The sequence below is a fragment of the Chelatococcus sp. KU-N122 genome, assembly GCF_055391085.1.
Genome location: NZ_AP043981.1, coordinates 3,475,948 through 3,502,214, shown reverse-complemented (window position 1 = coordinate 3,502,214; position 26,267 = coordinate 3,475,948). Strand labels below are relative to the sequence as shown.

At 68.4% G+C, this 26,267-nt stretch carries 23 protein-coding genes; 16 read left to right on the top strand and 7 right to left on the bottom strand.

The genetic code is table 11. From position 1 onward, the window contains the following. Positions 1 to 142 precede the first annotated feature (142 nt). Both ACZ5PO_RS15650 and ACZ5PO_RS15645 read right to left on the bottom strand, forming a co-directional pair. Entirely contained in the window at positions 143 to 2,098 is a 1,956-nt protein-coding gene (locus tag ACZ5PO_RS15650; RefSeq protein WP_464195022.1) for a primary-amine oxidase, read from the bottom strand. Positions 2,099 to 2,194: 96 nt separating this feature from the next. Then, complete coding sequence (locus tag ACZ5PO_RS15645; RefSeq protein ID WP_464195020.1) at positions 2,195 to 3,661, bottom strand: APC family permease; 1,467 nt, start codon at positions 3,659 to 3,661, stop codon at positions 2,195 to 2,197. A 217-nt stretch (positions 3,662 to 3,878) separates the two neighbouring features. Between ACZ5PO_RS15645 and qhpR the strand changes: the two genes are divergently transcribed. Together qhpR and ACZ5PO_RS15635 are read left to right on the top strand one after the other, a co-directional pair. Then, entirely contained in the window at positions 3,879 to 4,937 is a 1,059-nt protein-coding gene (qhpR, locus tag ACZ5PO_RS15640) for an AraC-like transcriptional regulator QhpR (protein ID WP_464195018.1), read from the top strand. Positions 4,938 to 5,217: 280 nt separating this feature from the next. Next, complete coding sequence (locus ACZ5PO_RS15635; protein WP_464195016.1) at positions 5,218 to 6,174, top strand: LuxR C-terminal-related transcriptional regulator; 957 nt, start codon at positions 5,218 to 5,220, stop codon at positions 6,172 to 6,174. A gap of 58 nt (positions 6,175 to 6,232) precedes the next feature. Here the strand turns inward: ACZ5PO_RS15635 and ACZ5PO_RS15630 are convergent, their stop codons facing one another. After that, positions 6,233 to 7,264 (bottom strand): aldo/keto reductase, encoded by a 1,032-nt coding sequence (locus ACZ5PO_RS15630; RefSeq protein WP_464195014.1) that lies wholly within the window; start codon positions 7,262 to 7,264, stop codon positions 6,233 to 6,235. A 221-nt stretch (positions 7,265 to 7,485) separates the two neighbouring features. Between ACZ5PO_RS15630 and ACZ5PO_RS15625 the strand changes: the two genes are divergently transcribed. The 10 genes from ACZ5PO_RS15625 to ACZ5PO_RS15580 all read left to right on the top strand — a co-directional run bounded on the left by ACZ5PO_RS15625 (position 7,486) and on the right by ACZ5PO_RS15580 (position 18,213). Next, positions 7,486 to 9,198, top strand: coding sequence for an adenylate/guanylate cyclase domain-containing protein (locus tag ACZ5PO_RS15625; protein WP_464195012.1), 1,713 nt, complete (start codon positions 7,486 to 7,488; stop codon positions 9,196 to 9,198). 71 nt (positions 9,199 to 9,269) lie between these two features. Next, entirely contained in the window at positions 9,270 to 10,532 is a 1,263-nt protein-coding gene (locus tag ACZ5PO_RS15620; protein WP_464195010.1) for an ABC transporter substrate-binding protein, read from the top strand. Positions 10,533 to 10,551: 19 nt separating this feature from the next. Beyond that, positions 10,552 to 11,277 carry an ABC transporter ATP-binding protein gene (locus tag ACZ5PO_RS15615; RefSeq protein ID WP_464195008.1) on the top strand — a complete coding sequence of 242 codons (726 nt, stop codon included), beginning with the start codon at positions 10,552 to 10,554 and terminating at the stop codon, positions 11,275 to 11,277. Further along, complete coding sequence (locus tag ACZ5PO_RS15610; protein ID WP_464195006.1) at positions 11,274 to 11,975, top strand: ABC transporter ATP-binding protein; 702 nt, start codon at positions 11,274 to 11,276, stop codon at positions 11,973 to 11,975. The genes ACZ5PO_RS15615 and ACZ5PO_RS15610 overlap by 4 nt, the downstream gene beginning before the upstream one ends. After that, complete coding sequence (locus ACZ5PO_RS15605; RefSeq protein WP_464195004.1) at positions 11,975 to 12,901, top strand: branched-chain amino acid ABC transporter permease; 927 nt, start codon at positions 11,975 to 11,977, stop codon at positions 12,899 to 12,901. Before ACZ5PO_RS15610 ends, ACZ5PO_RS15605 begins: the two co-directional genes overlap by 1 nt. A 2-nt stretch (positions 12,902 to 12,903) precedes the next feature. Then, positions 12,904 to 14,439, top strand: a complete 1,536-nt coding sequence (locus tag ACZ5PO_RS15600) for a branched-chain amino acid ABC transporter permease (protein ID WP_464195002.1) — start codon at positions 12,904 to 12,906, stop codon at positions 14,437 to 14,439. A 17-nt stretch (positions 14,440 to 14,456) separates the two neighbouring features. Continuing rightward, positions 14,457 to 16,772 carry a N,N-dimethylformamidase beta subunit family domain-containing protein gene (locus tag ACZ5PO_RS15595; RefSeq protein ID WP_464195000.1) on the top strand — a complete coding sequence of 772 codons (2,316 nt, stop codon included), beginning with the start codon at positions 14,457 to 14,459 and terminating at the stop codon, positions 16,770 to 16,772. Between the two features lie 61 nt (positions 16,773 to 16,833). Next, the gene (gene ybaK / locus ACZ5PO_RS15590) at positions 16,834 to 17,307 is read left to right on the top strand and encodes a Cys-tRNA(Pro) deacylase (protein WP_464194998.1); all 474 of its coding nucleotides are present in this window, start codon (positions 16,834 to 16,836) and stop codon (positions 17,305 to 17,307) included. Positions 17,308 to 17,400: 93 nt separating this feature from the next. Beyond that, the gene (locus ACZ5PO_RS15585) at positions 17,401 to 17,700 is read left to right on the top strand and encodes a type II toxin-antitoxin system TacA family antitoxin (protein WP_464194996.1); all 300 of its coding nucleotides are present in this window, start codon (positions 17,401 to 17,403) and stop codon (positions 17,698 to 17,700) included. A gap of 3 nt (positions 17,701 to 17,703) precedes the next feature. Next, the gene (locus tag ACZ5PO_RS15580; protein WP_464194994.1) at positions 17,704 to 18,213 is read left to right on the top strand and encodes a GNAT family N-acetyltransferase; all 510 of its coding nucleotides are present in this window, start codon (positions 17,704 to 17,706) and stop codon (positions 18,211 to 18,213) included. An 80-nt stretch (positions 18,214 to 18,293) separates the two neighbouring features. Here ACZ5PO_RS15580 and ACZ5PO_RS15575 read toward each other — a convergent pair whose 3' ends face one another. After that, a complete protein-coding gene (locus ACZ5PO_RS15575; RefSeq protein ID WP_464194992.1) occupies positions 18,294 to 19,541 on the bottom strand; it encodes an ABC transporter substrate-binding protein in 1,248 nt (415 codons plus the stop codon). Positions 19,542 to 19,670: 129 nt separating this feature from the next. Continuing rightward, positions 19,671 to 20,918 (bottom strand): ABC transporter substrate-binding protein, encoded by a 1,248-nt coding sequence (locus ACZ5PO_RS15570; RefSeq protein ID WP_464194990.1) that lies wholly within the window; start codon positions 20,916 to 20,918, stop codon positions 19,671 to 19,673. 370 nt (positions 20,919 to 21,288) lie between these two features. Here ACZ5PO_RS15570 and ACZ5PO_RS15565 point away from each other — a divergent pair, with 370 nt between their 5' ends. The 4 genes from ACZ5PO_RS15565 (at position 21,289) to ACZ5PO_RS15550 (ending at position 24,116) form a co-directional block, all read left to right on the top strand. Next, complete coding sequence (locus ACZ5PO_RS15565) at positions 21,289 to 22,422, top strand: nitronate monooxygenase (protein WP_464194988.1); 1,134 nt, start codon at positions 21,289 to 21,291, stop codon at positions 22,420 to 22,422. Positions 22,423 to 22,541: 119 nt separating this feature from the next. Beyond that, entirely contained in the window at positions 22,542 to 23,333 is a 792-nt protein-coding gene (locus ACZ5PO_RS15560; RefSeq protein ID WP_464194986.1) for an enoyl-CoA hydratase-related protein, read from the top strand. 1 nt (position 23,334) lies between these two features. Beyond that, positions 23,335 to 23,718, top strand: coding sequence for a hypothetical protein (locus ACZ5PO_RS15555; protein ID WP_464194984.1), 384 nt, complete (start codon positions 23,335 to 23,337; stop codon positions 23,716 to 23,718). After that, positions 23,718 to 24,116 (top strand): MaoC family dehydratase, encoded by a 399-nt coding sequence (locus ACZ5PO_RS15550; RefSeq protein ID WP_464194982.1) that lies wholly within the window; start codon positions 23,718 to 23,720, stop codon positions 24,114 to 24,116. The genes ACZ5PO_RS15555 and ACZ5PO_RS15550 overlap by 1 nt, the downstream gene beginning before the upstream one ends. 290 nt (positions 24,117 to 24,406) lie before the next feature. Here ACZ5PO_RS15550 and ACZ5PO_RS15545 read toward each other — a convergent pair whose 3' ends face one another. Continuing rightward, entirely contained in the window at positions 24,407 to 25,096 is a 690-nt protein-coding gene (locus ACZ5PO_RS15545) for a TetR/AcrR family transcriptional regulator (RefSeq protein ID WP_464194980.1), read from the bottom strand. A 262-nt stretch (positions 25,097 to 25,358) separates the two neighbouring features. After that, positions 25,359 to 26,165, bottom strand: a complete 807-nt coding sequence (locus ACZ5PO_RS15540) for an SDR family NAD(P)-dependent oxidoreductase (protein WP_464194978.1) — start codon at positions 26,163 to 26,165, stop codon at positions 25,359 to 25,361. Between the last annotated feature and the right edge of the window lie 102 nt (positions 26,166 to 26,267).

The following is a 26,267-nucleotide window of genomic DNA, read 5'->3' as shown; positions in this document are numbered from 1 at the left end:
AAACCATCCAATGGCACGGACATGCTCATGACATTTAGAATCTGGAGCGCTTCACTTGCGATTGGGTGGTTCCACCCAACCGCGAAGCGCTCCAGGCCGAGATCGCCCGCGCCCATGCCTCAGGCCCTTCGCGCCGCTCTTCTCAGGCGTCGGCGCAACAGCTCGCGGCGTTCACCTCCGGCGCCATGTCGATGCACGGGTTGCCGTTGAAGAAGCCGGCCGGCATCAGCTTGAAGCCGGTGGTGACGCAGGGCTGCACGGGAAAATCCTCGACGCGCACCGGATGGTGCAGCCCGAAGACGTGCCAGAGCACGATGTCGGCGTTCTCGATCGGCTTGTCGCCGGCGATGAAGGCGGCGAGGCCCCCCGTGCCGTCGGAATGGTTCATGAAGTCGCCGGCCGGATAGCGCTGCTCGGGATCGAAGGCGGTCACCCACACGTGGTTCTGCACGAAGCCGGCGCGCTTGCCCGACGGCGAGCCGGCCGCCACGAACGGCGTGACGCAGTTGCCGGCGTCGAGCTTGTAGGCCACGGGCGTGCCGGCATAGTTCGTCTTGTTGGGATTGATGACCTTCCAGTAGCGCTGGCTCGCCGGGTTGGCGCGCCGCGCCGCCGCCTGCTCGCTCGCCAGCACGGTCTCTTCCTCATAGAAGGCGTTGCCGTAGGGATTCTGCGGCCCCTCGGGCTCCGCGTAGGTGTTGCACTCGACGAAGCTGTTGGCATCGCCGTCGACGGCCATGTCCAGGCGCGCGCAGAAGATGTGCTGGTGGATCTGCCCCACCACGCCCGGCAGCACCTCGCGGCCGTACTTGCCGGGCTGACCGGGAATGCAGGCGGCGGTGTTGATGATGCCGGTCGCCTTCATCTCGAACTCGATGGAGCCGTCGATGTGGAGGTACCAGTACAGCGCGTATTCGTAGTTGCCGACCGTGCAGATGGTGGAGACCACGAGCTTGCGGGCCCGGCGCACCTCGGCCCGGTCGGTGCGGAAGTCCCAGTGCTTCCACAGCAGGCCCGAATCCTCCTCGTGGATGCAGATCGCCTTCTCGATCGTCATCACGTCGCCGTCCATGGTGTTGAGATGGACGTCGAGGTATTCGATGGCGCCCAGGCAGTCGCAGCCGAGCTTCAGGGAGTTGGCCAGCTTGCCGATGCCGTATTCGCCGATGTCGAAGACGTTCTTGCGGTAGTGCCCGTGCTCGGGGCTGCCGTAGGGCACGACCATCTCGACGATCGAGGCCCGGTGCAGGATCGGGCGCCCGTCGTAGCTGATGTCATGCAGCGTCAGCGATTCGCGGGCGTTGAAGCCCACCAGCAACGACCACTTGCCCCAGGTGAGCCGCCGCCCCTCGAGGCGGAAGTTCACCCCCTGCGGCTGCACGACGTCGATCGGCCGCATCGGCGCCTCGGGCGTGAGGAACTGCCGCTCGTAGTTCGCCTCCGTCTGCGGCACCGGGGTGACGCCGTAGTCGTCGACACGGATCACCTCCCAGGTCTTCAGGTCGATGACAGCGTTCAGCCCCTCGATCGGATGGGCGTAGAAGTTCTCGTTCTCGCGCAGGCGCTGCCAGGCGAAGGTGTGACAGAGGTGGCGGCCCTCCTCGCCGGGAATGTCGAAGCTGCCGGCCGACCACGGATCCACGCACACCGTGGACATGTCGGTGATGCCGCGCTTGGCGCAGGCGGCGATGAATGTGGGATCCTGGCGTACGATGCCCTCGATGGCCATGAACTGCTCGAGCTGGATCATCGGCCGGGCGCTCGGGAACTCGTGGCGCGAGACGACCGCGCCCTCGTCTAGATCGACGACGAGACGGGTGACGCCGATGGTGTCGGTGCTGAACACGTTGGCGCGCGCCTTGCGCGCGATGGGCGCCCCCGGCACGAAGGCGCGGACCACCTCCTTGGTCGGCTCGTCGAGCTCGATCCCCTCGAAGCGGGTCGCGTCGCCATAGGGGGGATCGCGGCGCACGATGGCCGCCACCTCACGGATTTCGGCGGGCGTCAGCGCCTGGAGCGGATGCAGCACGGTCAGCCCGTCCTTGTGGGGGGATGGGACGGCTGCGTGGCAGCAGTCGACCTTGGCAGCGATGTTCATGGACATTCTCCTCTCTGGAGCGCGGGCCTTGGTCATCGACCGGGCCTCGGCGCTTCACCTCGAATCCAACGATCCCCTGCGGCCGGCCGCTCCACCTCAGCCGAAGGCGCGGCCGAGGTTGGCGTAGACCTCGGGCCGGCGAGCCCTGACCCAGACGGCCAGCCCCGCTCCGGCGACCCCGACGGCGAGCAGCAGGACCGGAAAGGCGCGGACGATGGGCGAGTCCGAGCCGCTCACCAGCGACAGGTTGAGGGTCATCAGGACGAAGCAGGCCAACAGCCCGGCCGCGCTCAGGCCCGGCGCCACCAGCCGGTGCCACGGACCGACCCCGCGCGCATCGCGGGCGAAGAAGACGATGACCGCGACCGACACGAGCACCTGGACGGTCAGGATGCCGAGGCTGGCGAGCGTTCCCATCCAAGCGAGCACGACGGTGTAGGGGTCCGCCCCGCCCAGCGCGAAGGCGGCGACCAGCCCCAGCGCGATCGCCGTCTGCACGGCCCCGGCCACCGCCGGCGATTGATGCGCGTGGTGGGTCCGCGCCAGGCCGCTCCACACCAGCCCTTCGCGGCCGATGGCGTAGAAGTAGCGGTTGATGGTGTTGTGGAACGACAGCGCGCAGGCGAACAGGCTGGTGATGAGCAGCACGCTCATCACCAGCCCGGCAGGCTTGCCCAGCAGCGCATTGACCGCGTCCAGGTAGAGCGTCGCCGTGTTCTTGCCCGCCTGCGCCTGGATATTGCCGGCGCCGTAGTAGAGTGAGATCGCCCAGGTCACGAAGGCGTAGAACACGGCGATGAGGACGACGGCGATGTAAGTCGCCTGCGGGATAGTGCGCCTGGGCTCGCGCGCCTCCTCGCCGAAGATGGCCGTCGCCTCGAAGCCGATGAAGGCGGCGACGACGAAGACGAGGGCGACACCGAAGCCGGGGCCGAAGATGGCGTGGGCGCCGAACGGCGCCAGCGAGATGGGTCGCGCCGCACCGGAGGTGGCCAGGACCGCGAGCCCGAGCAGCAGCAGGATGGCGATCTCGGCGATCATGCAGAAGCCGAGCAGATTGCCGCTGAACTCGATCCGGCGGATGCCGCAGAGATAGACGGCGATGCCGAGGCCGACGGCATAGATCCACCAGGCGATGGCGGGGCCGCCGTGCGCCTGGACCATGTCGTTGGCGAAGAAGCCGAAGAGCCCGTACACGGAGATGTCGATGGCGTTGTAGGTGACGAGCGCGATCAGCGCGCCGGCAACTCCCAACGGCCGACCGAGACCGGCGGTGATGTAGGGATAGAAGCCGCCGGCGCTGCCGATGAAGCTGGTCATCGTGGTGAAGCCGACGCTGAACAGCAGATACAGAATGCCGACGAGCAGGAAGGTGCCCGGCACGCCCGGCCCGCTGCCGAAAGCGAAGGCGGCCGGGGTGGCGCCGACGACGGCGGTCAGGGGAGCGGCGGCGGCGACGACGAAGAAGACGATATGGGCGACCCCCAACGCATTGCGGCGCAGGCCCTCGCCGGCCGGCTCATCGTCGATTGGGCCATCGTTGACTTGAATGTCGAGCGACATAGCGGTCCTGAACCGGCCAGTGATGGACCAGCAACGTAAAGAGCGGCGCCCGGCGAGAATTGACAGTAGACGCCAAAGTGGATGACGCTCACGTCACCCTTCCCGTTCGTTGTCGGCCAACGGGAGGCGACGCCGCGCCCCCGGGTGGCGCCCGTGCCGCTCCTGGTCGCGGGAGGTGGCCGGATTCTTATGGCCCGGTTTTTGCTGGTGATCCGCCATGGCCATCTCGCTGGACATATCGAGCCTGCGCTCATCGGCGACGATCACCGCCGGCTCGGCGCGCGAATTCCTGTCCGGCGTCGCCAAGCGGCGCCCGGTCAGCGCAGAGATCAGCAGCCAGGCCGGGATCCGCCGCGCCAGCCTGCGCGATCCGTCCGATACGCTGCCGCTCGCCGCCTTCACCTCCATGCTGGAAACGGCTGCCTACGAGCTCGGCAACAGCGCGCTCGGCCTCGAGCTCGGCAGGGAATTCCGCATCGCCACGCTGGGCCCCGTCGTCGAGGTGATGCAGACGGCGCCGACGCTGGGCTGCGCCATCGAAAGCTTCAACCGCTACTTCCCGACGATCCAGACCAACACGCGCAGCGCGCTCACTGTGAGCGATGGCACCGCACGCCTCGCCTATTCCATCCTCGATCCGACCGTGCGCTTCCGGGCGCAGGATGCGAGCTTCACGCTGGCGATCCAGCACGCCATGCTGGCCGACCTGATCGGCTCGCACTGGCAGCCGAGCGGCGTCGAATTCCAGCACGCCGCCGGTGGCGACGTCGTGCTCTATCGGGAGCATTTCGCCTGCCCCGTCGCCTTCGACCGGACCGAGAATGTGCTGCTCTTTCCGGCGCGCCTCCTCGACCTGCCGCTCGCGTCGGCGGACGGGCGGCTGCACGCGCATCTTGAAGAGGCGCTCGCCCGCGCCATGGACGCGCAGACCTCGCGGCTCGATTTCGTCGGCAGCGTCGAGGCATGGCTCGCGGCGTCGCTCTGCCGGTCGACCACCACCGACATCGACGACGTGGCCAGCGATTTCGGCATGAGCACCCGCTCGTTCCAGCGCAAGCTGGCGGAGCACGGGTTCGCTTACGCCGAGGTGCGCAACGACGTCCGCTCGCAGATCGCCAAATGCATGCTCGAGGAAACCGACCTGCCGGTGACGGCGATCGCGCTGCGGCTCGGCTACAGCGAAACGAGCGCGTTTTCGCGCGGCTTCAAGATCCAGGTGGGCGAGACCCCGGCGGCCTACCGCAAGCGCGAACGACCGGCGGGGGCACTCGCCTAAAGCATGATCTTCAAAATGGAGAAGATCATGCGCAAGATCACGAGCCGGGACGGCATGAACTGCCCAACAGCAGTTGTGCCGAAGAGGAGAGCTTTTCTTGCGGGAGGGTAGGCTCCCCCGATCGCAAGAGCGATGCTTCACATGCGAAGCGCCGGGGCATGTCCGCGCCAGTGGATGATCCGGTGGCGGGATGCCCCTGCAATGATCGGGAGTCTCCATGGTCCGGCAGGGCGTACCGGCCGTGATGGCAACGGAGCGATCGCCCTGCCGCGGAGACGCCATGCGACCGTGCACCGACATCAACGTCTTCAGCGGCTTCGTGCTCGATCTGCACGAACGCAGCCGCACGCTGAAGCCGGTCGAGCTGTTCCGCTGGAGCCTCGAGGCGCTGGCGCGGTCGGTCGGCGCCGATTGCAGCTGGGGCGGCTGGGCCGACCTGCGGCACGGCGACATCGACCTGCGCGCCAGCCTCTCCTACAACCTGCCCGACGACTACGACGCCTTCTGGAGCCAGATCCGCCACGAGGACCTGCTGGCGCAAGACGTCATCACCAGCCGCGGCCACACCGCCTCCTACGATCGCGGCGGCAATCGCCATACCGCCGGCATGGTGGCGCTGGCGGATCGCTATTGCATCGCCAAGATGGCAGTCGTCGTCGCCGACCAGCAGGACCAGTGGGCCTCGCTGTTCATGTCGGCCTACCGCGAGGGCCTCGGCGCCCGCGCCATTCAGGATGACGAGGTCGATTTCCTCTATAACGCGCTCGGCCACGTCCGCTACCTCGTGCTCCGGGGCCTCGCCGGCGGCGAGCTCGGCGGCGGCATCCTGGTCAACGGCAGCGGCCGCATTCTGACCGCCCCGCCGGGCGCCATGGACGCGATCCGCCGCTCCTGGCGCGGTTGGGCCGGCGACGTCCTGCCCGACGAGTTGCGCGGCGCCGTGCAGGATGGACGGCCGCGCTTCATCGCCGACCGCGGCCTCGTCGTCGACGTCCAGGAGCTGGCTCCCCACTCCCGACAGAAGTTCTTCACCGTGAACCTGCGCGCCGCCGAGCTCACCGATCGGCTGACCGCGCGCGAGCGACAGATCGCCGAGGAGATCGCCAAGGGCTGCACGCACAAGGAGATCGCCCGCACACTGTCGCTGTCGCCGACCACCGTCCGCAACCACACCCAGGCGATCCTGCGCAAGCTCGGCGTGCACAACAAGGGCGCGCTGGCGCGGCTGATCGGCTGAGGCCTGGCGCGGCAGCCTTCTTGTGGACCTCCTGGGGAAGCGTCGGCGGAACCGCCGCCTATAGCGTTTGCGCCGGCACCGGCGCCTGCTCTGCGAGCAGCTTTTCGCGCTTCAGGTCGGACCAGAAGGCCGCGGGCGTCGGGTGGCGAAAGGTCTCGACGTTGCGGCGGACCTGGTCCGGATCGATCGCACCGGGAATGACCGATGCCACGCACGGGTGCCCCAGTGGAAACTGCAGCGCCGCTGCCGCCAGCGGCACGCCGTGCGCCCGGCAGACCGCCTCTATCCTGCGCACCCGTTCCATGATCTCGGGCGTGGCGTCCTGGTAATTGTACTTGGCACCTGGGACCGCACCGGTCGCAGTGATGCCGGAATTATAGACGCCACCGATGATGATGCCGACGTCGCGGCGCTCGCAATAGGGCAGCTCCGTCGCGAGCGTATCCTGCTCCAGCAGCGTGTAGCGCAGCGCCAGCAAGACAAAATCGATGTCGAGCATGTCGAGGAAGCGCGGAATCATGCCGAGCTCGTTGATGCCTGCGCCGACCGCCCTCACCAGCCCTTGGGCGCGGAGCTGTTCGAGCGCGCGCCAGCCCGACGTGAACAGCTGCGCGAGGTAGGCGGACACCTTGGCTTCGGTCTGGTGGTACGAGAAGTCGAGGTCGTGAATCACCAGGAGGTCGATGCGGTTCATGCCGAGCCGCATTTGCGACTGGTCATAGGCCCGCATGATGCCGTCATAGCTGTAGTCGTGGACGTGATCGAATTTGAGCCCGCCGGCCCACGCGGTCGTAAAGGAGTCCGGCCTGGCCGGAGGGAAGAACCATCGCCCGACCTTGGTGGACAGGATGAACTCCGGACGCGGCTGGTTGTCCAGATACCGGCCCGTCCGGATCTCGCTCAAGCCGGCCCCATAGAAGGGGGCGGTGTCGTAGTAGCGGATGCCGGCGTCCCACGCCGCCCGCAGCGTTGCGGCGGCCGTCGCCTCGTCGACGCGGACGAACAGCTCGCCCAGGCCGGCGCCGCCGAAACCGAGCTGGGTGAGCGCCACGCCGGACTTGCCGAGGCTGCGCGTTTCGGTCGGATCCATCGTCGGCTGTCTCCGCGCTCCTGCCTCGAGAGCCGGTCCGAACTCTACGATTGGGATACGATCAGGTCCATCGGCCACTGCCCTGCACCAATCGGCATTGCGGCTATTCAGGCCTCCGGGCGCGGAGCCGGAGGCCGCTCGATGACAGCACGGAACCGACGTTGGAGCGGTTGTGGCCGTCGCGGCGACGGCAGTAGAAGGAACAAGGTCCGAGGAGAAGCATGCCCGAGACGCCGAAAGGGAGGTCGGCCGCCGTGCTCGCGGCGGATGCGGTCGGGTACAGCCACGCCGTGGGAATGGACGAGGCGCGGGCGCTGCGGGCCCTCGCCAACAGCCGCCGCCTCATCGACGGGCTCGTCGAGGGTCATGGCGGACGGATCTTCAGCACGGCCGGAGACAGCGTCCTGGCCGAGTTCCCGGCACCGGCGGACGCGGTCCGCTGCGCCCTCGCCCTGCAGCAGGCTCTGCACGGCGCGGCAAGCGAGATGCCGCTCCTCGCCTTCCGGATCGGCATCTCGCTGGGTGAGGTCATTGCCGACGGCGCCGATCTCCTCGGCGACACCGTGAACATCGCGGCAAGGCTCGAAGCCATCGCGCCCGCCGGCGGCGTCTGCATCTCGGGCGCCGTGCACGAGGCGCTGGCCGAGGCGAACGGCCATGACTGGCAGGATCTCGGAGCTCGCCATCTCAAGAACTTGGTCAAGCCCGTCCGCGTCTTCCGCTTCGCTGCTGCCGGCACCGGCCCGCTTCCGGCCGTTGCGACGGCCCACCCTCCCCTGGTCATCGTGCTGCCATTCGCCAACCCGGGCGGCGTGCCCGAGGAGGCCTACCTCAGCGACGGCATCACGGAAGACGTCATCGCCGGCCTGTCCCGCTTCAGCCGCCTCGCCGTGCTGAGCATGGCCTCGTCCAACGCCTATCGGGATCGGCCGGTGGACCTGCCGCAACTCGTCGCCGAGCTCGGGGTGGACTATGTCGTGCAGGGCAGCGTCCGCCGCGCCGGCGACGTCATCCGGCTATCGGCGCAGCTCGCCGATGCCCGGTCCGGCCTGGCCCTCTGGGCGGACCGCTACGACCGCGTCATCGACAATCTCTTCGCGACGCAGGACGAGATCTCGGCAACGATCGTCTCGACCCTCGCCGGCCAGCTCGAGGATGAAGCCGCGGCGGCCGCGAGCCGCAAGCGCACCGAGAATATGGAGGCCTACGACTTCCTGCTGCGCGGCGTTCACCTGGCACGGGCGCTGGATCCGCCGTCGGCCGCCGCGGCGCTGGCCATGTTCGAGAAGGCGCTGGCGCTCGATCCCGACTATGCACTCGCCCTCGCCTGGCTCGCCTTGATGAAGCTGCGCCTCTGGTCGTGGGAGCCGCATGGGCGCAGCCTCGACGACGCGCTGGCGCCGGCGCAACGGGCCCTGGCCCTCGATCCTTCGGAAAGCTGGTGCCATCTCGTCTTCGGCCAGATCATGATGTACCGGGGACGGCTCACCGAGGCCGAGCAGCACCATCGGCGCGCCCACGAGCTGAACCCGTTCGACGCCCATGTGATGGCGCTGCGCGCGCCGCTGGCCGTGTACCTCGGCAAGCCGGAGGACGGCGCGCGCTGGGCGCGGCAGGCCATGCGGCTCAATCCCCGCCATCCGGACTGGTACGTGACGAACCTGGGCCTCGCGCTCTACGGCCTGGGTCGCTACGAGGACGCCATTGCCGCCTATGCGAAGGTGGCGCAGCCGCAGGTCGGCATCCTCGCCGCGCTCGCGGCCAGCTACGCCCAGGCGGGCGACGCCGTGGCGGCGGAGATGACGCGGGCCCGCGTGCTCGCGCTGGCGCCCAGCTTCTCGGCGCAACGCTTCGTCGCGTTCAGGCCATTCCATCACGAGCGCGACCGGGCGCATCTGCTGGGCGGCCTGGAGAAGGCCGGGCTGCCGCTCTAATTCATCTGCATCATTCAAGCTCTGCCGCGCCGCCGATAAGCTTCGAGCAATTCCAGATCGGGGGCTTCGGCATGACCTTCCGTATGAACAGGCGAGACTTCGTCAGCGGCGCAGCGAGCACGTTGCTGCTCGCGACCGGCGCAACCAGCGCCAGCGCGGCCGACGAGATCCTTATCGGCGTACCCACCGCCCTCTCGTCGCCCGTCGGCGCCGGCGACCAGAAGGACTGGCTCAACGGCGTCTCGGTCGCGATCGACGAGATCAACGGGGCCGGCGGCGTGAAGGGTCGCAAGCTCAAGGCCGAGGTGGTCGACATCGACATCCTGACGCCGGAAGGCACCGTCACCGCCATGCAGTCGCTCAACGGCAAGAAGGTGCATGCCATCGCGTCAGCCTTCGTGCTCATCCCGCAGCCGGCGATGGACGCGGCGGCCGCAACCAAGGTGCCCTACCTGCACGGCAACACCTCCCAGGCCTCGCTCGACATCGTCAAGTCGAACCCGGCCAAGTACAAGAACATCTTCCAGATCGACGGCGCCGAGACCTGGTACGGCTACGGCTTCGTCCGCTACCTCGACCAGCTCGCGGCGGTCGGCACCTGGAAGCCGAAGAACAACAAGATCCATATCGTGCAGGAGCAGATCGCCTATACGCAGGTGATCTCGAAATCCGTGCAGAAGGCCATCGCGGAGTCGAACGGCAAGTGGGTGCTGGGCGCCGTCACCGACATCCAGTTCCCGGTGCAGGACTGGTCGCCGGTGCTGCGGGCGCTGCACGACACCGACGCCGGCATCCTGTTCATCGACCACTGGGTCGCCGCCGAGCTCGCCGCCTTCGCCCAGCAGTTCGCCAGCGATCCGGTCAAGGGCTCGCTCGTCTATCTGCAATACGGCCCGAGCCAGCCGGAGTTCCTGAGCCTCGCCGGAGGCTCCGCCGAAGGCATGGTCTGGGGCACGGTGCTCGGCACCTATGCCGATACTGCGGGACAAGCCTTCCGCAAGACCTATACGCAGCGCTTCGGCGAGAACATGGGCATCGTCTACACGGGCAGCGGCTACGACTCGGTGAAGATGCTGGCCGGCATCTGGGGCACGGTCGATCCGGCCAACTTCGACGCCGTGGGCGACGCCATTCGCAAGCTCAGCTACCCAGGCGTCTGCGGCACCTACACCTTCGACAGGCCGGAGCAGTGCCCGCTCGTCTATCCCTGGCAGACCGAGGACGTGAAGGCAGGTGTCGCCCACCTGCTGCTGCAGGTGCAGGACGGCAAGCACACGATCATCGCGCCCGACGTGCTTGGCCAAGCCAAGCTCAAGCCAGCCCCATGGTTCTGAACAAGCGCGCCCGCAGGACATGACCATCGAGGGGCCGTGCTTCGGCTGCGACGACATCTCGTTGTCGCTCGGCGGCCGGACGATACTGAAGAACGTGTCGCTGTCGGTCGGTCGCGGCGAGCTGCTGGGGCTGATCGGGCCGAACGGCGCCGGCAAGACCTCCCTCTTCGAGGTGCTGTCGGGGCGCTACCATCCGCAGGCCGGGACCGTCCATCTGGACGGGCGCTCGCTCGACCGTCTCGACATCTATCGCAGAGCGCGGCTCGGCGTGGCGCGCACCTACCAGAGCCCGGTCGTGCCCAATGCCCTGACCGTCAGCCAGGTGTTCCGGGCGGCGCGCAAGGCCTACGCCCCGGCGATGTCCGTCCACGACGCCGAATGGGCGGCGCGGCTGGTGCGGCTGGAGGTCCCCTGGGACCGGCTCGCCGGGTCGCTCGACACCTTCGACCGCCGCAAGCTGCTGCTCGCCTGCCTGATGATGCGCCGGCCGCGCGTGCTGCTCATGGACGAGCCGGCCTCCGGGCTCATCAACACGGAGATCTCCGAGCTCGACCTGCTGCTGCGCAAGCTCGTCGACGAATACCACATCGCCGTGATCCTGATCGAGCACCGGCTCGAGCTGCTCGGCGCCATCGCCGACCGGGTCTGCGTGCTCGACCTCGGTTCCGTCATCGCCGAGGGCGACCCGGCCCGTGTCTTCGCCGATCCCGTCGTGCGGGCGGCGTATTTCGAGGGGGCAGCGTGAGAGACAAGCTCCTGGACATCCAAGGCCTGTCGGCCGGCTATGGACCCCTGCGCGTGCTGCACGAGATCGACTTCTCGGTCGCCGCCGGCGAGCGGCTGGCCATCGTCGGCCTCAACGGCCACGGCAAGACCACGCTGTTCCGCGCCGTCATGCACCTGGTCGGCTGGCAGCGCGGCTCGATCCGCTTCGCCGGCCAGGAGATCGGCGGCACCCGCTCCCTGGGCGAGGGCCGGCGCACACCCGGCATCGTGCGCCTGGGCGTGGCCATGACGCCCCAGGGCGACGCCATCTTCCCGGGCCTGACCGTGCGCCAGCATCTCGATTGCGGGGCCTATACGACCCTGGCCTGGCGCGAGCGGGCGCAGCGGCGGGACCGGATCTACGCGCTGTTTCCCCAGCTCGCCCAGCTCGAGAACGCGTCAGTCGGCAAGCTCTCCGGCGGCGAACGGCGCATGGTCTCGGTCGGCCGTGCGCTGATGGCTGACGCCAGGCTCTATCTCATCGACGAGCCGTCGCTCGGGCTTGCGCCGAAGATCTCGCAGCGCGTCGTCGACGCGCTGGTCGACATCGGCCTCGACGGCAAGGCGATGATCATCGCCGAGCAGAACGTGGCGCTGCTCTCCGGCAAGGTCGACCGCATGATCGGCATGCACGCCGGCCAGCTGCGCGGCGAAGTCGGCCACGTGGATCTGCGCTGATGGACGCCGGGCTCATCGTCTACGCCCTCTACCTCGCCGCGATCTACGGCCTGATGGCGATCGGCATCTCGCTGCTGTGGTCGAGCGTCGGCATGGTCAACATGGCCCACGGCGCAAGCTTCGCGGTCGCTGGCTATGCCGCCTTCTTCGCCGGCACCTGGGCGCAGCCGCTCGTGCGGGCGTGGCTCGACGGCGGGGCGGCGGCGACGCCGGTGCTGGCCGTGTTCATCGGCGCCGTCGGCCTGCTGGCCGGCGGCCTGTGCGGTATCGTCATCTACCTGGTCGCGTTCCTGCCGATCCACGACAAGCAGAACTTCCCGGTGCGCAGCCTGATCGTCACCCTGGCGCTCAATCTGGCCACGGTGCAGGCGCTGCTGTGGTTCTTCGGCCCGCAGCAGAAGAGCCTGCCGCGCGTGTTCGGCGTCGGCCGCGTCTCGGTCCTCGGCGCCTCGGTGCGGATCGACCAGCTGGTCATCATCGCGGCGACCGTGGTGCTGCTGGGGGCGGTGCTGCTGTGGCTGCGCCACAGTCGCAAAGGCCTGGAGATCCGGGCGGTCATGCAGAATTCGGAAGGGGCCGCCCTCGTCGGCATCTCCAGCCGCAAGACGGCCCTGCCGATCATGATCCTGACCGGCGCGCTGGCGGGCCTCGCCGCCGTGCTGCTGTCGCAGACCGTGTTCGTGAGCCCCGCCGCCGGTGCCATCCCCCTGGTCAAGGGCCTGACCATCGCCCTGCTCGGCGGCCTCGGCTCGGTGCCTGGGGCGGTCGCCGGGGCCGTGCTGATCGGCCTGGTCGAGGCCGTCACCGGCGTCATCCCGTGGCTCGGGCAGCGCTACGTGCTGTTCGTGCAGTTCGCGGTGATCATCGCCGTCCTGCTGGTGCGGCCCCGGGGCCTCGGCGGCCTGCTCGACGAGACGCGGGAATAGCCATGGCGATCCAGGACGAACCCGCCAAGCGTTACTACCTGATCGGGCAGCGGCCGCAGGAGATCACCCTCAAGCCCGACGGCGGCCAGCCTTGGCAGCGCGATCGCGTGCCCTTCACCAAGCGCCACTGGCTGGCCTGGCGCGGCGTCAGCAACCCCAAGTCGCTACGCCGCGAGCGACGGCTGGCCGACAAGCGGCCGCTGTGGTGGACGATCGGGCTCGGCGCGCTGGTGGCGGTCACGCCGTTCCTGTCCGACCAGGCGATCAGCATCGCCTCGGTGTTCTGCATCTTCGCCGCGATCAACGTCATCTGGACGCTGATCATCGGCACCGCGGGTATCTTCTCGCTGGCGACCATGGCGGTGGTGGGCATGTCCGGCTACGCGGCCGCCGCCGCCAACGTCTACCTCGGCGTGCCCTGGCCGCTGCTGATGCCGGTGGGGGCGCTGGTCGGCCTCGTGCTCGGCGGCTTCCTGGCGCTGCCGTCGACACGGCTCGACGGCCTCTACTACGCCCTGCTGACGCTCGGCATCGCCGAGATCTGCCGGGTGTTCGTCTCCCAGATCAAGACGCTTGCGCCCAGCAACGGCAGCATCAACCAGGTCGACTCGTTCATCCCGGCCGACTGGATGCTGCAGCGCCCGGGCCTGCTGCTCGGCTTCTTCGCCGCCTTCATGCTGCTGCTCGCCGCACTCCTGGTGTTCCGGCTGATCAACAGCGAAAAGCTCGGCCTGCTGCTCCAGGCGGCGCGCGAGGACGAGGCCTTTTCCGAGGCCGTCGGCATCGACTACCGCCGCGCGCGCCTCTGGGTGTTCGTGCTGTCCTCGGCCGCGCTCGGGGCCATCGGCGCCTTCTACGCCATGTACTACCGCTCGATCTCGCTCGCCGTGTTCTCGCTCGACCAGCTCCTGGTGCTGTTCGCCATGATCGTCATCGGCGGGCTGGGGCGGGCGGAGGGCGCCGTCGTCGGCACGGCGGTCGTCGTGCTCATCGACAAGGGCCTCATCGACCTGGGGCCGCTGCGCATCATCATCGTCACCGCCGTGATGATCGCGGTCGCGCTCACAGCGCACCACGGGCTGACCGGCATCCGCGACCAGTTCCGCGGCTTCCGCAACCGCAAGAAGAGCGAGCGCCGCGCGCTCAGGACCGAGAAAGGAGGCGAGGTCATGCCCGAGGAGGCCATCGAAATCGCCGACAAGCAGCGGGTCTACTACCGCCGCTTCGACAAACGGCTGCGCGACCACCTGAAGACCTTGATCACGCCCGAGCTGCTCGCCGAGCACAAGGCCAAGCCGCTGGGGCAGCATTCCGACGCCCTGGAGCGCGTGCTCAACTACTTCCGCCGCGGCGAGATGCCGGACAAGTACGCCATCCTGCGCGTCGGCCCGCTGACCGACTGCGCCTACAAGGTGCTGGCCTTCTCCGGCCGCCCGGGGCAGCCGCCGCGCGTGGTCGACGACAAGCTCTACGCGACGACCGACGAGGCCCTGCACGCCGTCTTCCTGCTGCGCGTCAACGACCTCCTCGCCAGCTGACATTTGCAAGGACAGCCATGGCTACCAAGCGGATACACGGCTATGCCGACCCCTGGTCGGCGAAGGCCGGCGACACGCTCTCCTTCATGATCTCGGGCGAAGGCACCGACAGCGTCGATGCACAGCTGGTGCGGCTCATCCACGGGGACGAGAACCCGGAGGGGCCGGGCTTCGTCGAGGAAGAGGTGGCGAGCGTCATTCCCGGCGAGGTCGCCGTGCGCCGCCAGTTCACCCAGGTCGGCTCCCACGCCGTGGTGGCCGACCCGGAGGCGAAGCTCGCCGCGCCCGGCAGCTTCACCATCTACGCCTTTATCTACCCCACCAAGCCCGGCATCGCTCGCCAGGCCATCCTGTCGAAGTGGGACATCATGTCGGGCAAGGGCTACGCGCTCGGCATCAGCCCGGAAGGCCGGCTGGAGTTCTGGATCGGCGACGGCACACTGCTCGACCACGTGGCGGCCGAGGTCAGCCTCGTCACCCGGGCCTGGTATTTCGTGGCGGCGAGCTTCGATGCGGCGACCAAGGAAGCCCGGCTCTACCAGATCGGCTGCGTCAATCGCTACAACTCGCTCACCGGCCCGGTGGTGCCGGCCGACTACGGCTCGCGCGTGGCCGAGACGCTGCGCGTGGCGCCGGCCGATCCGGGGCCGGAAACGCCCTTCCTGTGGGCCGGCGCGAGCGAGGAGAACGATCGCCGCGGCCGCTTCGTCGGCATGCTCTACAACGGCAAGATCGACCGGGCCGGCGTGGCCGCCGCGGTGCTGACGCCCGCGGCGATCGAGGCCATCGCCCGCAGCGGCCAGCCGCCCGCCGACGGGCCGGTGCTGGCGCACTGGGACACCACCGCCGGCTACACCGACACCGGCATCGGCCACACCATCGTGGACGTCGGACCGCACCACCTCGACGCGCAGGGCATGAACCACCCGGTGCGCGGCATGACCGGCTGGAACTGGGCCGGACGCTCCGACAGCTTCCGGCTCGATCCGTCGCAATACGGGGGTGTCTGGTTCCACGACGACGCCATCACCGACTGCCGCTGGCAACCGACGGTGACCTTCACGGTGCCGCCCGCCACCCGCAGCGGCGTCTACGCGCTACGGCTGCGATCGGGCGGCGTGGAGGAGCACATCCCCTTCTTCGTGCGGGCCGCCAGCCCCAAGGCGCCGCTCGCGGTGCTGATGTCGACCTTCACCTATCTCGCCTACGCCAACGAGCACCTCGCCTACGAGGCCCCCATCGGCCAGGCGATCACCGCGCACACGCCGATCCTCACCGAGGCCGACATCGAGTTCAACAAACTGCAGGAGTTCGGCCTCTCCACCTACGACCACCATTCCGACGGCGCGGGCTGCTGCTTCTCGTCGTGGCGGCGGCCGATCATCAACATGCGCCCGCGGCACCGGCTGAGCTCGATGGGATTTCCCTGGGCGTTGCCGGCCGACCTGTCGCTGATCTGGTGGCTGGACACGCAGGGCTACGACTACGAGATCCTGACCGATCACGAGCTGCACGCCGAGGGCGCGGCCGCACTGGCGCCCTACCGCACGGTGATCAACTGCACCCACCCCGAATACTATTCGGAGCGGATGCTCGACGCCACCGAGGACTACCTCACCAGCGGCGGCCGGCTGATCTACTCGGGCGGCAACGGCTACTATTGGGTCTCCGGCCTGCGCGAGGACGAGCCGTTCTGCATGGAGGTGCGCAAGCTCGACACCGGCTCGCGCGCCTGGCAGGCGGATCCGGGCGAGGGCTACCTGATCTCCACCGGCGAGCGCTCGGGCCTGTGGCGCTCGCGCGGGCGGGCGCCACAGAAGATCGTCGGCGTCGGCTTCACCTCCGAGGGCATGGACGAGAGCATGCCGTTCGAGCGCATGCCGGACTCCTTTCACAAGCGCGTCGCCTGGATGTTCGAGGGCATCGGCCCCGAGGAGCAGATCGGCGACTTCGGCCTGGGGCTGGGCGGTGCCGCCGGCATCGAGATCGACCGCTACGACCTGGCGTTGGGCACGCCGCCGCACGCCCTGCTGCTCGCCGCCTCGCACGGCCATTCCGACAACTACCCGCTGGTGTCGGAGGAGATCGCCTACGCCTTCCCCGGCCGTGGCGGCACCCAGGATCCGCAGGTGCGCGCCGACATGGCCTTCTTCACCACCGCCAACGACGGCGCCTGTCTGGCCATCGGCTCGATCGCCTGGAGCCAGGCCCTGCCCTGGCGCAACGGCGACAACAACGTCAGCCGCTTCATGCGCAACGTGCTGGCCGCATTCCTGAAGCCCGGCCCGCTGCCGGGTGCCGAATACGTGGGCGAGGAAAAGCTCTGGCGCTGACAGGGCCGGCAGGCCGCCGGGCGGCTTGACCCGCGCCGCCGTTCGGCCAAAAGCTCCGCCCATGGCCAGGACGACGCGAGGAACACAGGCGCTGGAGCGGGCGGGCGTCGCCTTCTCGGTGCACGCCTACGATTACGACCCCAGCGCCGAGCGCGTCGGCCTGCAAGCGGCCGAGGCCTTGGGCGAGGCGCCGGACCGCGTGCTGAAGACACTGATGGCGCTCGTCGACGGCAAGCCGGTCTGCGCGATCGTGCCGTCGGACCGCGAGGTCTCCATGAAGAAGCTCGCGGCCGCCTTCGGCGGCAAGTCGGCGCAGATGATGAAGCCGGCCGACGCCGAGCGCCTCACCGGCTACAAGGTCGGCGGCATCAGCCCGTTCGGCCAGATGCGGCCGCCGCGCGTCGCCATGGAGGAGGCCGCCGTGGCCCATGACCTCGTCTTCATCAACGCCGGCCAGCGCGGCCTCCAGGTACGCCTCGATCCGAAGGACGCGCTGCGGCTGCTGGAGGGAGTCTCGGCGCCGCTGGTGGCGTAGCGTCTTGTCCACACGGCTCGGCCGGCGCCGCCACCCGCCCGCATGTATTGCAATTTGCACTACGCGCAATTATGCTCATGGCAGGAGGGCACGATGGCCGCCAACGCCGAACGCAAGGAACACCCGATTTCGATGCGCCTTCCGGAGGCGGATATCGCCATCATCGATCGCGCGGCCGGGCTGCGCGGCCGTTCGCGTACGGACTTCGTGCGCGATGCAGCGGTTCGGGCCGCCGAGGAGGTGCTCATGGAGAATCGGCTGATCCGCATGAGCCCGGAAGGGTTTTCAGAGTTCGTCGCCGCCTTGGCGGCACCCGCCGGCTCCGTGCCAGAGATAGTCGAGTTGGCGAAGCGCCCGGCGCCGTGGGAGCCGGGATATGTTGCAAAGCGCTGAGCCTTGGCCCTCTCGGCCCCCGAGCCGCTGACCGCGGCCCACGATGTTGCCGAATTCACCTGCGGACAACCGACGCTCGATCGTTGGCTGAAGACCAGAGCGCTCTCCAATCACGAAAAGGGCTTCACGGCTGTCATGGTCGTTCACGACGCCGGCCGGGTCATCGGCTTCTACGGCCTGGCCCCGACCGCCGTCGTGCCGGACGTATTGCCGCGCGCCATCCGCACCGGCCAGCCCCCCGACCCGGTTCCGTGCCTGCTGCTCGGTCAGCTTGCGACGGATGTCGCCTGGGCCGGCCGAGGCATAGGCACCGGTTTGGTCAAGCATGCACTTGAGCGGTGCGTGACGGCGGCCGCGCTCGTCGGCGGTCGAGCTCTCATGGTCAATGCCATTGATCTCGACGCCACCGCGTTCTGGCAACGACGGGGTTTCACGCCATCGCGGGATGATCCAGCGGTGCTGTTCCGGTCCATTGCGGCGATCGCTGCCTCGATCGCCGCGGCACGGATGTAGCGCTCCGGCACGAGACCCGAGCGCAAAGCCGACCCGAATCTTGTTCGCCTTTGGTCAGCCGACAGCCCGCCAGACGCCCGTCACCCGACGCCGCCGGTCGCCTCCTGGCGGAACACGCCCATGGCGCGCGGGTCCTTGCCGGACAGCGCGGTGCCAAGGCTGATCTGGTCGATCGAGATGCCCGAGTGGTTCTGCGGCGTGAAGCTGATCTTGCCGAGCATGCCGTCGAAGCCCTGGACGTTGTCGAGCGCCCGCTTGATCTTGTCGGTGTCGAACGTCTTCTCGGCCTCCACCACCTGCTTCAGCAGATACAGGAAATCGTAGAACGGGGCCGACGCGGTCGCGGCGCCCGAGCCTTTGGTCTCGGGATAGGCGGTGAGCTTCTTGGCATAGGCCTGCTGGCGCGCGCCGATCGGCCGGTCGTTCGTCCACAGCAAGGTCTTGTAGTTGGTGCCGGTGACGTTGCGCAGCGCCTCGTCCGGCACCAGGTCGAACAGCACCTCGTAGAAGACGCCGTTGTGGCCGGTGATCGGCGGGTACCATTTCTGCGCGTGCAGGCCGTTGTAGCACATGGCGAGCGACGGGGCGCTGGCCATCCAGCCGAGCAGCCCCTCCGAGCCGGCCTTGCGCAGGTTGGTGATGTAGGCCGAGAGGTCCGGCGCGGTCTGCGAGTAGATCTCGGTCGCCACGGGCTTGAGGCCATATTTCTGCAGCGCCAGAAGCGACGCCGCCGTGGCCTGCTCGCCGAAGGCGGTATTCTCCTGGAGGATGCCGATCTTCTTGAGCTTGAGCGTCTCCACCAGGTAGCGGACGCAGACCTCCGCTTGTTGGTTGGAGTTGAACAGCAGCTGGTAGTGATAGGGATACTTGGTGGCGTCGCCGAGGTCCACCGCATTGGCGAAGGCGGCCTGGATCACCTTGGCAGACGTCGTGCCGGCGAGGGACGCGAGCGATTGCGAGCTGCCGGTAGGGCCGCAGATATATGTGATGCCGCTCTCCTTGAGCTTGCGCACGATCGCCGGCTCCTTGGCCGGGGAGGCCTCGTCGTCCTCCTCCTGCTTGACGATCTGGCGGCCGAGGATGCCGCCGGCGGCATTGATCTCGTCGATGGCGATGAGGCCGCCCACGTAGAGCATGGTGAACGACGACACCAGCCGCCCCGTGGTGGGGCGGACCCAGCCGATGCGGAACGGCTCGCTCTGAGCCAACGCCTGGCCGGCGAGGCTGGAGGCGCCCATGGCGCCCGCCCACAGCCCTGCGGCACGGATGAGAAAATCGCGGCGGTCAAGACCGTCCCGGCCGTCGACCCAAAGCGGGCGATCCGTCATGGTGCTTCCTCCCAGGCATGGCTCTTGTCCCGGGCGTCTGCGCGCCCGGCCGAGCCTCTATTGCCTGGGCAGCTTGGGCGCCCGCCAATACATCGTCAAGCAAACGCGGGGCGTGCATGCGCCGGTGCCTCAACCGGCGGCGGCGGTCGCCTCTTCGCGGAACACGCCCATGGAGCGGGGATCTTTGCCCGAGAGCACGGTGCCGAGGCTGATCTGGTCGGTCGAGATACCGGTGTGGCCCTGCGGCGTGAAGCTGATCTTGCCGATCATGCCGTCATAGCCCTGCACATTGTCGAGCGCCCGCTTGATCTTGTCGGTGTCGAAGGTCTTCTCGGTCTCGATCACCGCCTTCAGCAGATGCAGGAAGTCGTAGAACGGCGCCGATGCGGTGGCGGCCCCGGTGCCCTTGGTCTCGGGATAGGCCGCGAGCTTCCTGGCATAGGCCTGCTGACGCGCGCCGATCGGGCGATCGGGCGTCCACAGCAGGGTCTTGTAGGCGGTGCCGGTGACGTTGCGCAGCGCCTCGTCAGGCACCAGGTCGAACAGCACCTCGTAGAACACGCCGATGTGGCCGGTGATCAGCGGATACCATTTCTGCGCGTGCAAGGCGTTGTAGCACATGGCCAGCGACGGCGTGCTGGCCATCCAGGCGAGCACCCCTTCGGCGCCGGATTTGCGCAGGTTGGTGACGTAGGCCGACAGGTCCGGCGCCGTCTGCGCATAGACCTCCCGCGCCACAGGCGTCAGACCGAAGGTCTTGAGCGCGGCGAGCGATGCCGCGGCGGCCTGCTCGCCGAAGGCCGTGTTCTCCTGCAGGATGGCGATTTTCTTGAGCTTGAGCGTATCCGCCAGATGGCGGACGCAGACCTGCGCCTGCTGGGTGGCGTTATACGACACCTGGTAGTGATAGGGATACTTGCTGCCGTCGCCCAATTCCTCCGCATTGGCGAAGGCCGCCTGAATCATCTTGTTCGGCGTGGTGGCGGAGAGCGATGCCAGCGACTGCGAACTGGCGGCCGGCCCGAGGACATAGTTGACGCCGGCCTCGCGCAGCTTGCGCACCACCGCCGGCTCCTTGGCCGGGGAGGCCTCGTCGTCCTCCTCCTGCCGGATGATCTGGCGGCCGAGGATGCCGCCGGCGGCGTTAATCTCGTCGACGGCGATGAGGCCGCCGACGTAGAGCATAGAGAAGGACGATGCCAGCCGCCCCGTGGTCGTCCGCACCCAGCCGACGCGGAACGGCTCGCTCTGGGCGATGGCGCGCCCCCCCAGGCCGGGAAGGCCCATGGCGCCCGCCCACAGCCCGGCGGCGCGCAGCAGAAAATCACGGCGGTCGAAGCCGCCCCTGCGGTCGACCCAAAGGGGGCGCTCCGTCATCGTCCCTTCCTCCCCGGCCCTTGGATCTTGTCGCGGGCGCTGCCGCGTGGTCAGGCCGTCTTGCGGCATCATGGTTGGCTAGCTAGCTACCCATCGTCAAGCAAATCGTGCGGCTTCGCCGGGGGCGGTCGGGGCCCGCGCTCCGCGGGACGGCCCTGCGTCCGCGGCGTTGACACCGCGAACGCCGCCGCCCTATCTCGTACGCAAGCAATAGCAAGGCGGCCGCACACAACAGGTTCGCCTCAGCAGAAATTGGCGAACCGGAACACGGCTCCGGTTCGCCAATTTCTGCTAAGATTATTTAAATGAGGCAGAATTTCCGAGCCCGCCTGTTGGACGGGATCGGAAATTCTGCTTAGGAGGAAACGCGATGAACAACGCCCTCAGCACCAAGCTCGAGGTCCCCTTCCCGCTGTTCGCCTTCAGCCACTGCCGCGACGTGGTGGTGGCCGTCAGCAAGGCCGGCGGCTTCGGCGTGCTCGGCGCCGCCGGTTTCTCGCCCGAAGAGCTGGAGACCGAGCTCACCTGGATCGATCGGCACATCGACGGCCATCCCTACGGGGTCGACCTGCTGTTCCCCGAGAACATGGCCCTTGCCGGCGAGGATCCCTCCCGCGTCACCGATCTGGCGCGCGGCATTCCCCAGCGGCACCGGCAGTTCGTCGCCGACCTGCTCAAGGCGCACGGGGTCGACCCGGGCGGCGAGGCGGACGCGGTGCGCGTGTCGCGGCCGCCGTCTCTGCTGCGGGCCCAGGGCGTCGCCCTGCTCGAGATCGCCTTCCGCCACCCGATCAAGCTCATCGTCAACGCGCTGGGCCTGCCACCCAGGGAGATGTTCGAGGGCGCCCGCGCCAAGGGCGTGCTCGTCGGCGCGCTCGCCGGAGCGAAGGAGCATGCGCTCCGCCACGTGGAGGCGGGCGTCGACGTGATCGTGGCCCAGGGCGGTGAGGCGGGCGGCCATTGCGGAGAGGTGTCGACCATGGTGCTCATCCCGGAGGTGGTGCGGGCGGTGCGCGCCGTGAGCGACGTGCCGGTGCTGGCCGCCGGCGGCATCATGACCGGGCGGCAGATGGCGGCGGCCATGGTGCTCGGCGCCTCCGGCGCCTGGACCGGCTCGGTCTGGTTGGCCACCACGGAATCGGAGACCAGCGAAATCTTCCGCGACAAGATGGTCAAGGCGCGCTCGCGCGATACCGTGCGCAGCAAAGGCCGCACCGGCAAGTATTCGCGCCAGCTCAAGTCGGCGTGGACGGACGCCTGGGAAGGTCCGGACAGCCCAGGGGCCCTGCCCATGCCGCTGCAATCGATGATCTCGGAGCCAGCCCTCCAGAAGGCCACCGCAGCCGCCGAACGGGGCGAGGCCGGCGCCCGCGAGCTCGTCACCTACTTCGTCGGGCAGGGCGTCGGCCTGGTCGAGAATGTCCGCTCGGCCCGCGCCGTCGTGCAGGAATTCCGCGAAGAGTTCGCCGAGGCCCTGGGCGACCTCGAGAGCCTCGCCAGCTGATCCGTCGGGCAGGACGATTTTTTTCGAATCATCGTCCTGTTCCAAGTCTTTATGCTGAGCATGATCTTCGCCAAATGCGGCATCCACTTCTTGGGATCATGCTTTAGACTGGAGTTGTCATGGCCCGCTACGTCTCGGAAGACCTCGACCAGGGTCTAGCCATCATCACCCTGAACCGGCCGGACCGCCGCAACGCCATCAGCATGGAGCTGGCCGAGGACCTGGTGGCGGCGGTGGCGCGGGCCGCCACCGACCCCAAGGCGCGGGCCGTGCTGCTGCGCGGCGCCGGCGGCACCTTCTGCGTCGGCGGCGACGTCAAGGGCATGGCGGAGCACGGCCATGGGCAGGGGCCGATCGACCACCAGGTGAGCGAGCTACGCCGCGTCATGGAGGTGTCGCGCCTGCTGCACGACATGCGCAAGCCGACGATCGCCGCCCTCGATGGTGCGGCCGCCGGCGGCGGCCTGTCACTAGCGCTCGCCTGCGACCTGCGCATCGCGGCGAAGTCGACCAAGATCACGACCGCCTTCGCCAAGGTGGCGCTCCCCGGCGACTTCGGCGGCACCTACCTGCTCACTCGCCTGTTGGGCTCTGCCAAGGCGCGGGAGCTATTCCTGCTGTGCCCGCTGCTGACCGCGGACCAAGCCCTGGCGCACGGCCTGGTGACCAAGGTCGTCGCCGACGAGGACTTGCAGCGGGTCGCCCACGAGATTGCGCTGGGGCTGGCCCAGGGGCCGAGCCTCACGCTGAGCTACATGAAGCAGAACCTCAACCTGGCCGAGACCGCGCCGTTCGACGTCTGCCTCGACGCCGAGGCCTTGCAGCAGGCGCGCGCCACGGTGACGGACGACCACAAGGAAGCCGCGCGCGCCTTCGTCGAGAAGCGCGCCCCCCACTTCAAAGGCGCCTGACATGTTCGACTATGCCGCCTTCCAGCCGGGCCAGATCATCGGCTCCCATCGCCTGACGCTCGAGCAGGCGCTGATCGACCAATGGTGCGAGCTCTACCCCGCCGATGCGGACGGTGCCGTCATGCCGCCGGGCATGATGCCGGTCATCACCAGCCGCGCCGTCTCCCACACGCTCAAGCCGTCGCCGCCGGGCGGCGTGCACGGCGGCCAGGTGTTCCGCGTGTCGCGGCTGCCGCGGGCCGGCGAAGTCATCGTCACCACGGTCGGCTGCGAGAGCAAGGAGGAGAAGCGCGGCCGCAAGTGGGTGCTGCTGGCGATCGACAGCACGACGCCCGAGGGCGAGCCCCTGTTCTCGAGCCGCATGAACAACGTGTGGGCGGCCTGATGAGTGAAGCCCTGCCCACCCGCCTCGTCACCGCCGAGAAGACGATCACACGTGAGGCTATCCGGCTCTACGCCGAGCTGACGACCGACTTCAATCCGATCCACCTCGATCCGGAATTCGCCGCAAAGACGCCGATGAAGGGCATCATCGCGCACGGCATGCTGTCGCTGAACCTGGTCTGGCAGGCCCTGCGCGCCACCTTCGGCCGGCAGGTGGCGGAGGGCGCCGTGATGGACGTGCGCTTCATCAAGCCGGTACGCGAGGACGATACGGTCCACGCCGAGGGCGAGGCCGTCGCGGATGCAGCCGGCCGCTACGCCGTCCGCGTCGTCAACCAGCACGGCGAGCCGGTCATTGTCGGCACCGTCGACCTCGCTCCCGCGACCGCGCGGGCCTGACGCCCTAGAGCATTTCGCCATTGGATGGACCCATCCAATGGCAGAGAAATGCTCATCGTCTTTTGAATCCGGAGCGCTTTTTCGCGATTGGGTGAGCCCACCCAATCGCAAAGCGCTCTAGTGTGGTGGATCTGAAGTTCCTGCTCCCCACATGGCATCAATGTCCAGGAACTTCAGATCCATTAAACCACACTAGAATCATAGAGTTGCTAGTGTGGCTTAGGAATCCGAAATTCGCTCCGAACGATGCCCCGAGGTGGTGCGAATTTCGGATTCGCCACACTAGGTGCTCAGGTCGGATCGGCCCCGGCCCGGGCCGCTCGGGGCAGGCCGCCGCGCGCTGCGACCGGCGTGGTCAGCAGCGCCTCGACCGTGTCGAAGAAGTTCTCGATGATGCGGGCCTGGACCCAGGTGCTGGTCTGCGGCGCGCGGGCGATCTCGGCCTCGCGCGTGGCGAGCACGCCCCGCGAATAGACGTCGAAGAAGATGAAGCGCTCGTTCAGCGTGGCTTTCGGCAGCGCGATCAGGCCGCGCAGCAGCTCCAGGCAGCGCTGATAGCCGACGTTCCAGCGGCCGCCGAGCGCATCGTGATAGGCGGCGCGATCGACGTTCTGGATGTTGCTGATGAAGCGAATGTGGGTGTCGGTGGCGACGAGGAGCGGATCCGTGCTCAGGACGGGCCAGCACAGCACCCGCACCACGTCGCGGACGGTGATCCGCTCCTGCTGTTCGACCTCGGCGAGACGCGCCAGGCGCCAGCTATCGGCGCTGCGCGCGCCGTCGACGATCAGCTCCCTGACCAGCTCGTCCTTGCCGCCGAAGTAGTGATTGAGCGAGGCGATGTTGCGCAGGCCGGCGGCATCGAGGATCTCGCGCACGCCCACGCCGTCGACGCCACGTTCCGCGAACAGGGCTTCCGCCGTGCGCTTGAGCCGGTCTCGGGTGCATTCGCCGCGCGCGCTGAACGTCGCCCGCGGCACCTCACCACCCAGACCCTCACGCTCCGATCGGCCCATTCCGCTCAAGCCCCGCTGACAGCGACAGTTTCACGTCGCGATGTGAGCGAAGGCTTTAGCATGCTGACGACACGAGGCCATTATCGTGCGTCCGCGCCGATCCGGCGAAGCGCGCTGCCGACGTCGATCGAGAGCATGACCCGGCCGAGCAACGAGCATCGGTCGGTGCCGCGCACCGAGGCGCGGCGCTTCTACGGCCGCGGTCCGTGCCGCCTCTCGTCGACGGTCAAGCGGCCGCGCGCTTGTAACGATCGGCGGGAGTCTGCCGCGACAGGTTGGGCATGAGCGCCTGGCGCGCCGCCTCGTACGCCTGCCAGTCGGCCGCGTCCGGCAGCGACGGGATGGTGGCGAACTCGCCGAGATCGAGCCCGGCCAGCGCCGCATCGACCATCGCGTCGGCGCGCATGACGATCTGTCCAGGCAGGTGCTGCACCGGGGTGCCCGCGAGGTCCCAGAAGTCGGTCGCGGTGGCGCCGGGCAACACGGCCTGGATACGGATGTTCTTGTCGGCGAGCTCGTGCTTCAGCGACTGGCTGAAGGCGAGCACGAAGGCCTTGGTGCCCCCGTAGACGCCGTTCAGGATTTCCGGGGCGACGCCTGCGATGGAAGAGATGTTGATGATCGTGCCGACGCCGCGTGCGACCATGCCGGGAACGGCCGCATAGGTCAGGCGGGTCAGCGCGACGACGTTCAACTCGATCATCGCCTCCATTCTGTCGACGTCCGACGCCAGCAGCGGGGCGGTCGCGCCGATGCCGGCGTTGTTCACCAGCGTCGTGATGTCTGACCGGCTGCGCAGGATGTCCTCGATGCGGCGAAGGTCGTCCTTGCCGCCGAGGTCGGCCGCAACGACCTCGACCGCGCGGCCGGTCTCGTCGCGCAGGCGCCGGGCCAGGGCCTCGAGGCGCTCGCGGTTGCGCGCCACCAGAATGAGATCGTGACCGCGGCGGGCCAGACGGTCGGCATAGATCGCGCCGATGCCCGAGGACGCACCGGTGATCAGCGCGGTGCCTTTAGCAGAGTTCGTAGCCATGGTTCGTGTCCGTTCATGCGGCGCGACGGCGCCCGTCGGACGAAACCATAGCCCCGCTGGTCGATGGCCCGAATGTCATATATACAGCTTTTCAGGACATCG

Bases quoted from the DNA above. Each gene is read 5' to 3' on its own strand.
- ACZ5PO_RS15595 (WP_464195000.1), top strand. From the start codon at position 14,457: ATGGCTACCAAGCGGATACACGGCTATGCCGACCCCTGGTCGGCGAAG.
- ACZ5PO_RS15615 (WP_464195008.1), top strand. From the start codon at position 10,552: ATGACCATCGAGGGGCCGTGCTTCGGCTGCGACGACATCTCGTTGTCG.
- ACZ5PO_RS15630 (WP_464195014.1), bottom strand. From the start codon at position 7,264: ATGGATCCGACCGAAACGCGCAGCCTCGGCAAGTCCGGCGTGGCGCTC.
- ACZ5PO_RS15645 (WP_464195020.1), bottom strand. From the start codon at position 3,661: ATGTCGCTCGACATTCAAGTCAACGATGGCCCAATCGACGATGAGCCG.
- ybaK (WP_464194998.1), top strand. From the start codon at position 16,834: ATGGCCAGGACGACGCGAGGAACACAGGCGCTGGAGCGGGCGGGCGTC.
- ACZ5PO_RS15575 (WP_464194992.1), bottom strand. From the start codon at position 19,541: ATGACGGATCGCCCGCTTTGGGTCGACGGCCGGGACGGTCTTGACCGC.
- ACZ5PO_RS15585 (WP_464194996.1), top strand. From the start codon at position 17,401: ATGGCCGCCAACGCCGAACGCAAGGAACACCCGATTTCGATGCGCCTT.
- ACZ5PO_RS15555 (WP_464194984.1), top strand. From the start codon at position 23,335: ATGTTCGACTATGCCGCCTTCCAGCCGGGCCAGATCATCGGCTCCCAT.
- ACZ5PO_RS15620 (WP_464195010.1), top strand. From the start codon at position 9,270: ATGACCTTCCGTATGAACAGGCGAGACTTCGTCAGCGGCGCAGCGAGC.
- ACZ5PO_RS15635 (WP_464195016.1), top strand. From the start codon at position 5,218: ATGCGACCGTGCACCGACATCAACGTCTTCAGCGGCTTCGTGCTCGAT.
- ACZ5PO_RS15600 (WP_464195002.1), top strand. From the start codon at position 12,904: ATGGCGATCCAGGACGAACCCGCCAAGCGTTACTACCTGATCGGGCAG.
- ACZ5PO_RS15550 (WP_464194982.1), top strand. From the start codon at position 23,718: ATGAGTGAAGCCCTGCCCACCCGCCTCGTCACCGCCGAGAAGACGATC.
- qhpR (WP_464195018.1), top strand. From the start codon at position 3,879: ATGGCCATCTCGCTGGACATATCGAGCCTGCGCTCATCGGCGACGATC.
- ACZ5PO_RS15650 (WP_464195022.1), bottom strand. From the start codon at position 2,098: ATGAACATCGCTGCCAAGGTCGACTGCTGCCACGCAGCCGTCCCATCC.
- ACZ5PO_RS15540 (WP_464194978.1), bottom strand. From the start codon at position 26,165: ATGGCTACGAACTCTGCTAAAGGCACCGCGCTGATCACCGGTGCGTCC.
- ACZ5PO_RS15565 (WP_464194988.1), top strand. From the start codon at position 21,289: ATGAACAACGCCCTCAGCACCAAGCTCGAGGTCCCCTTCCCGCTGTTC.
- ACZ5PO_RS15570 (WP_464194990.1), bottom strand. From the start codon at position 20,918: ATGACGGAGCGCCCCCTTTGGGTCGACCGCAGGGGCGGCTTCGACCGC.
- ACZ5PO_RS15560 (WP_464194986.1), top strand. From the start codon at position 22,542: ATGGCCCGCTACGTCTCGGAAGACCTCGACCAGGGTCTAGCCATCATC.
- ACZ5PO_RS15625 (WP_464195012.1), top strand. From the start codon at position 7,486: ATGCCCGAGACGCCGAAAGGGAGGTCGGCCGCCGTGCTCGCGGCGGAT.
- ACZ5PO_RS15605 (WP_464195004.1), top strand. From the start codon at position 11,975: ATGGACGCCGGGCTCATCGTCTACGCCCTCTACCTCGCCGCGATCTAC.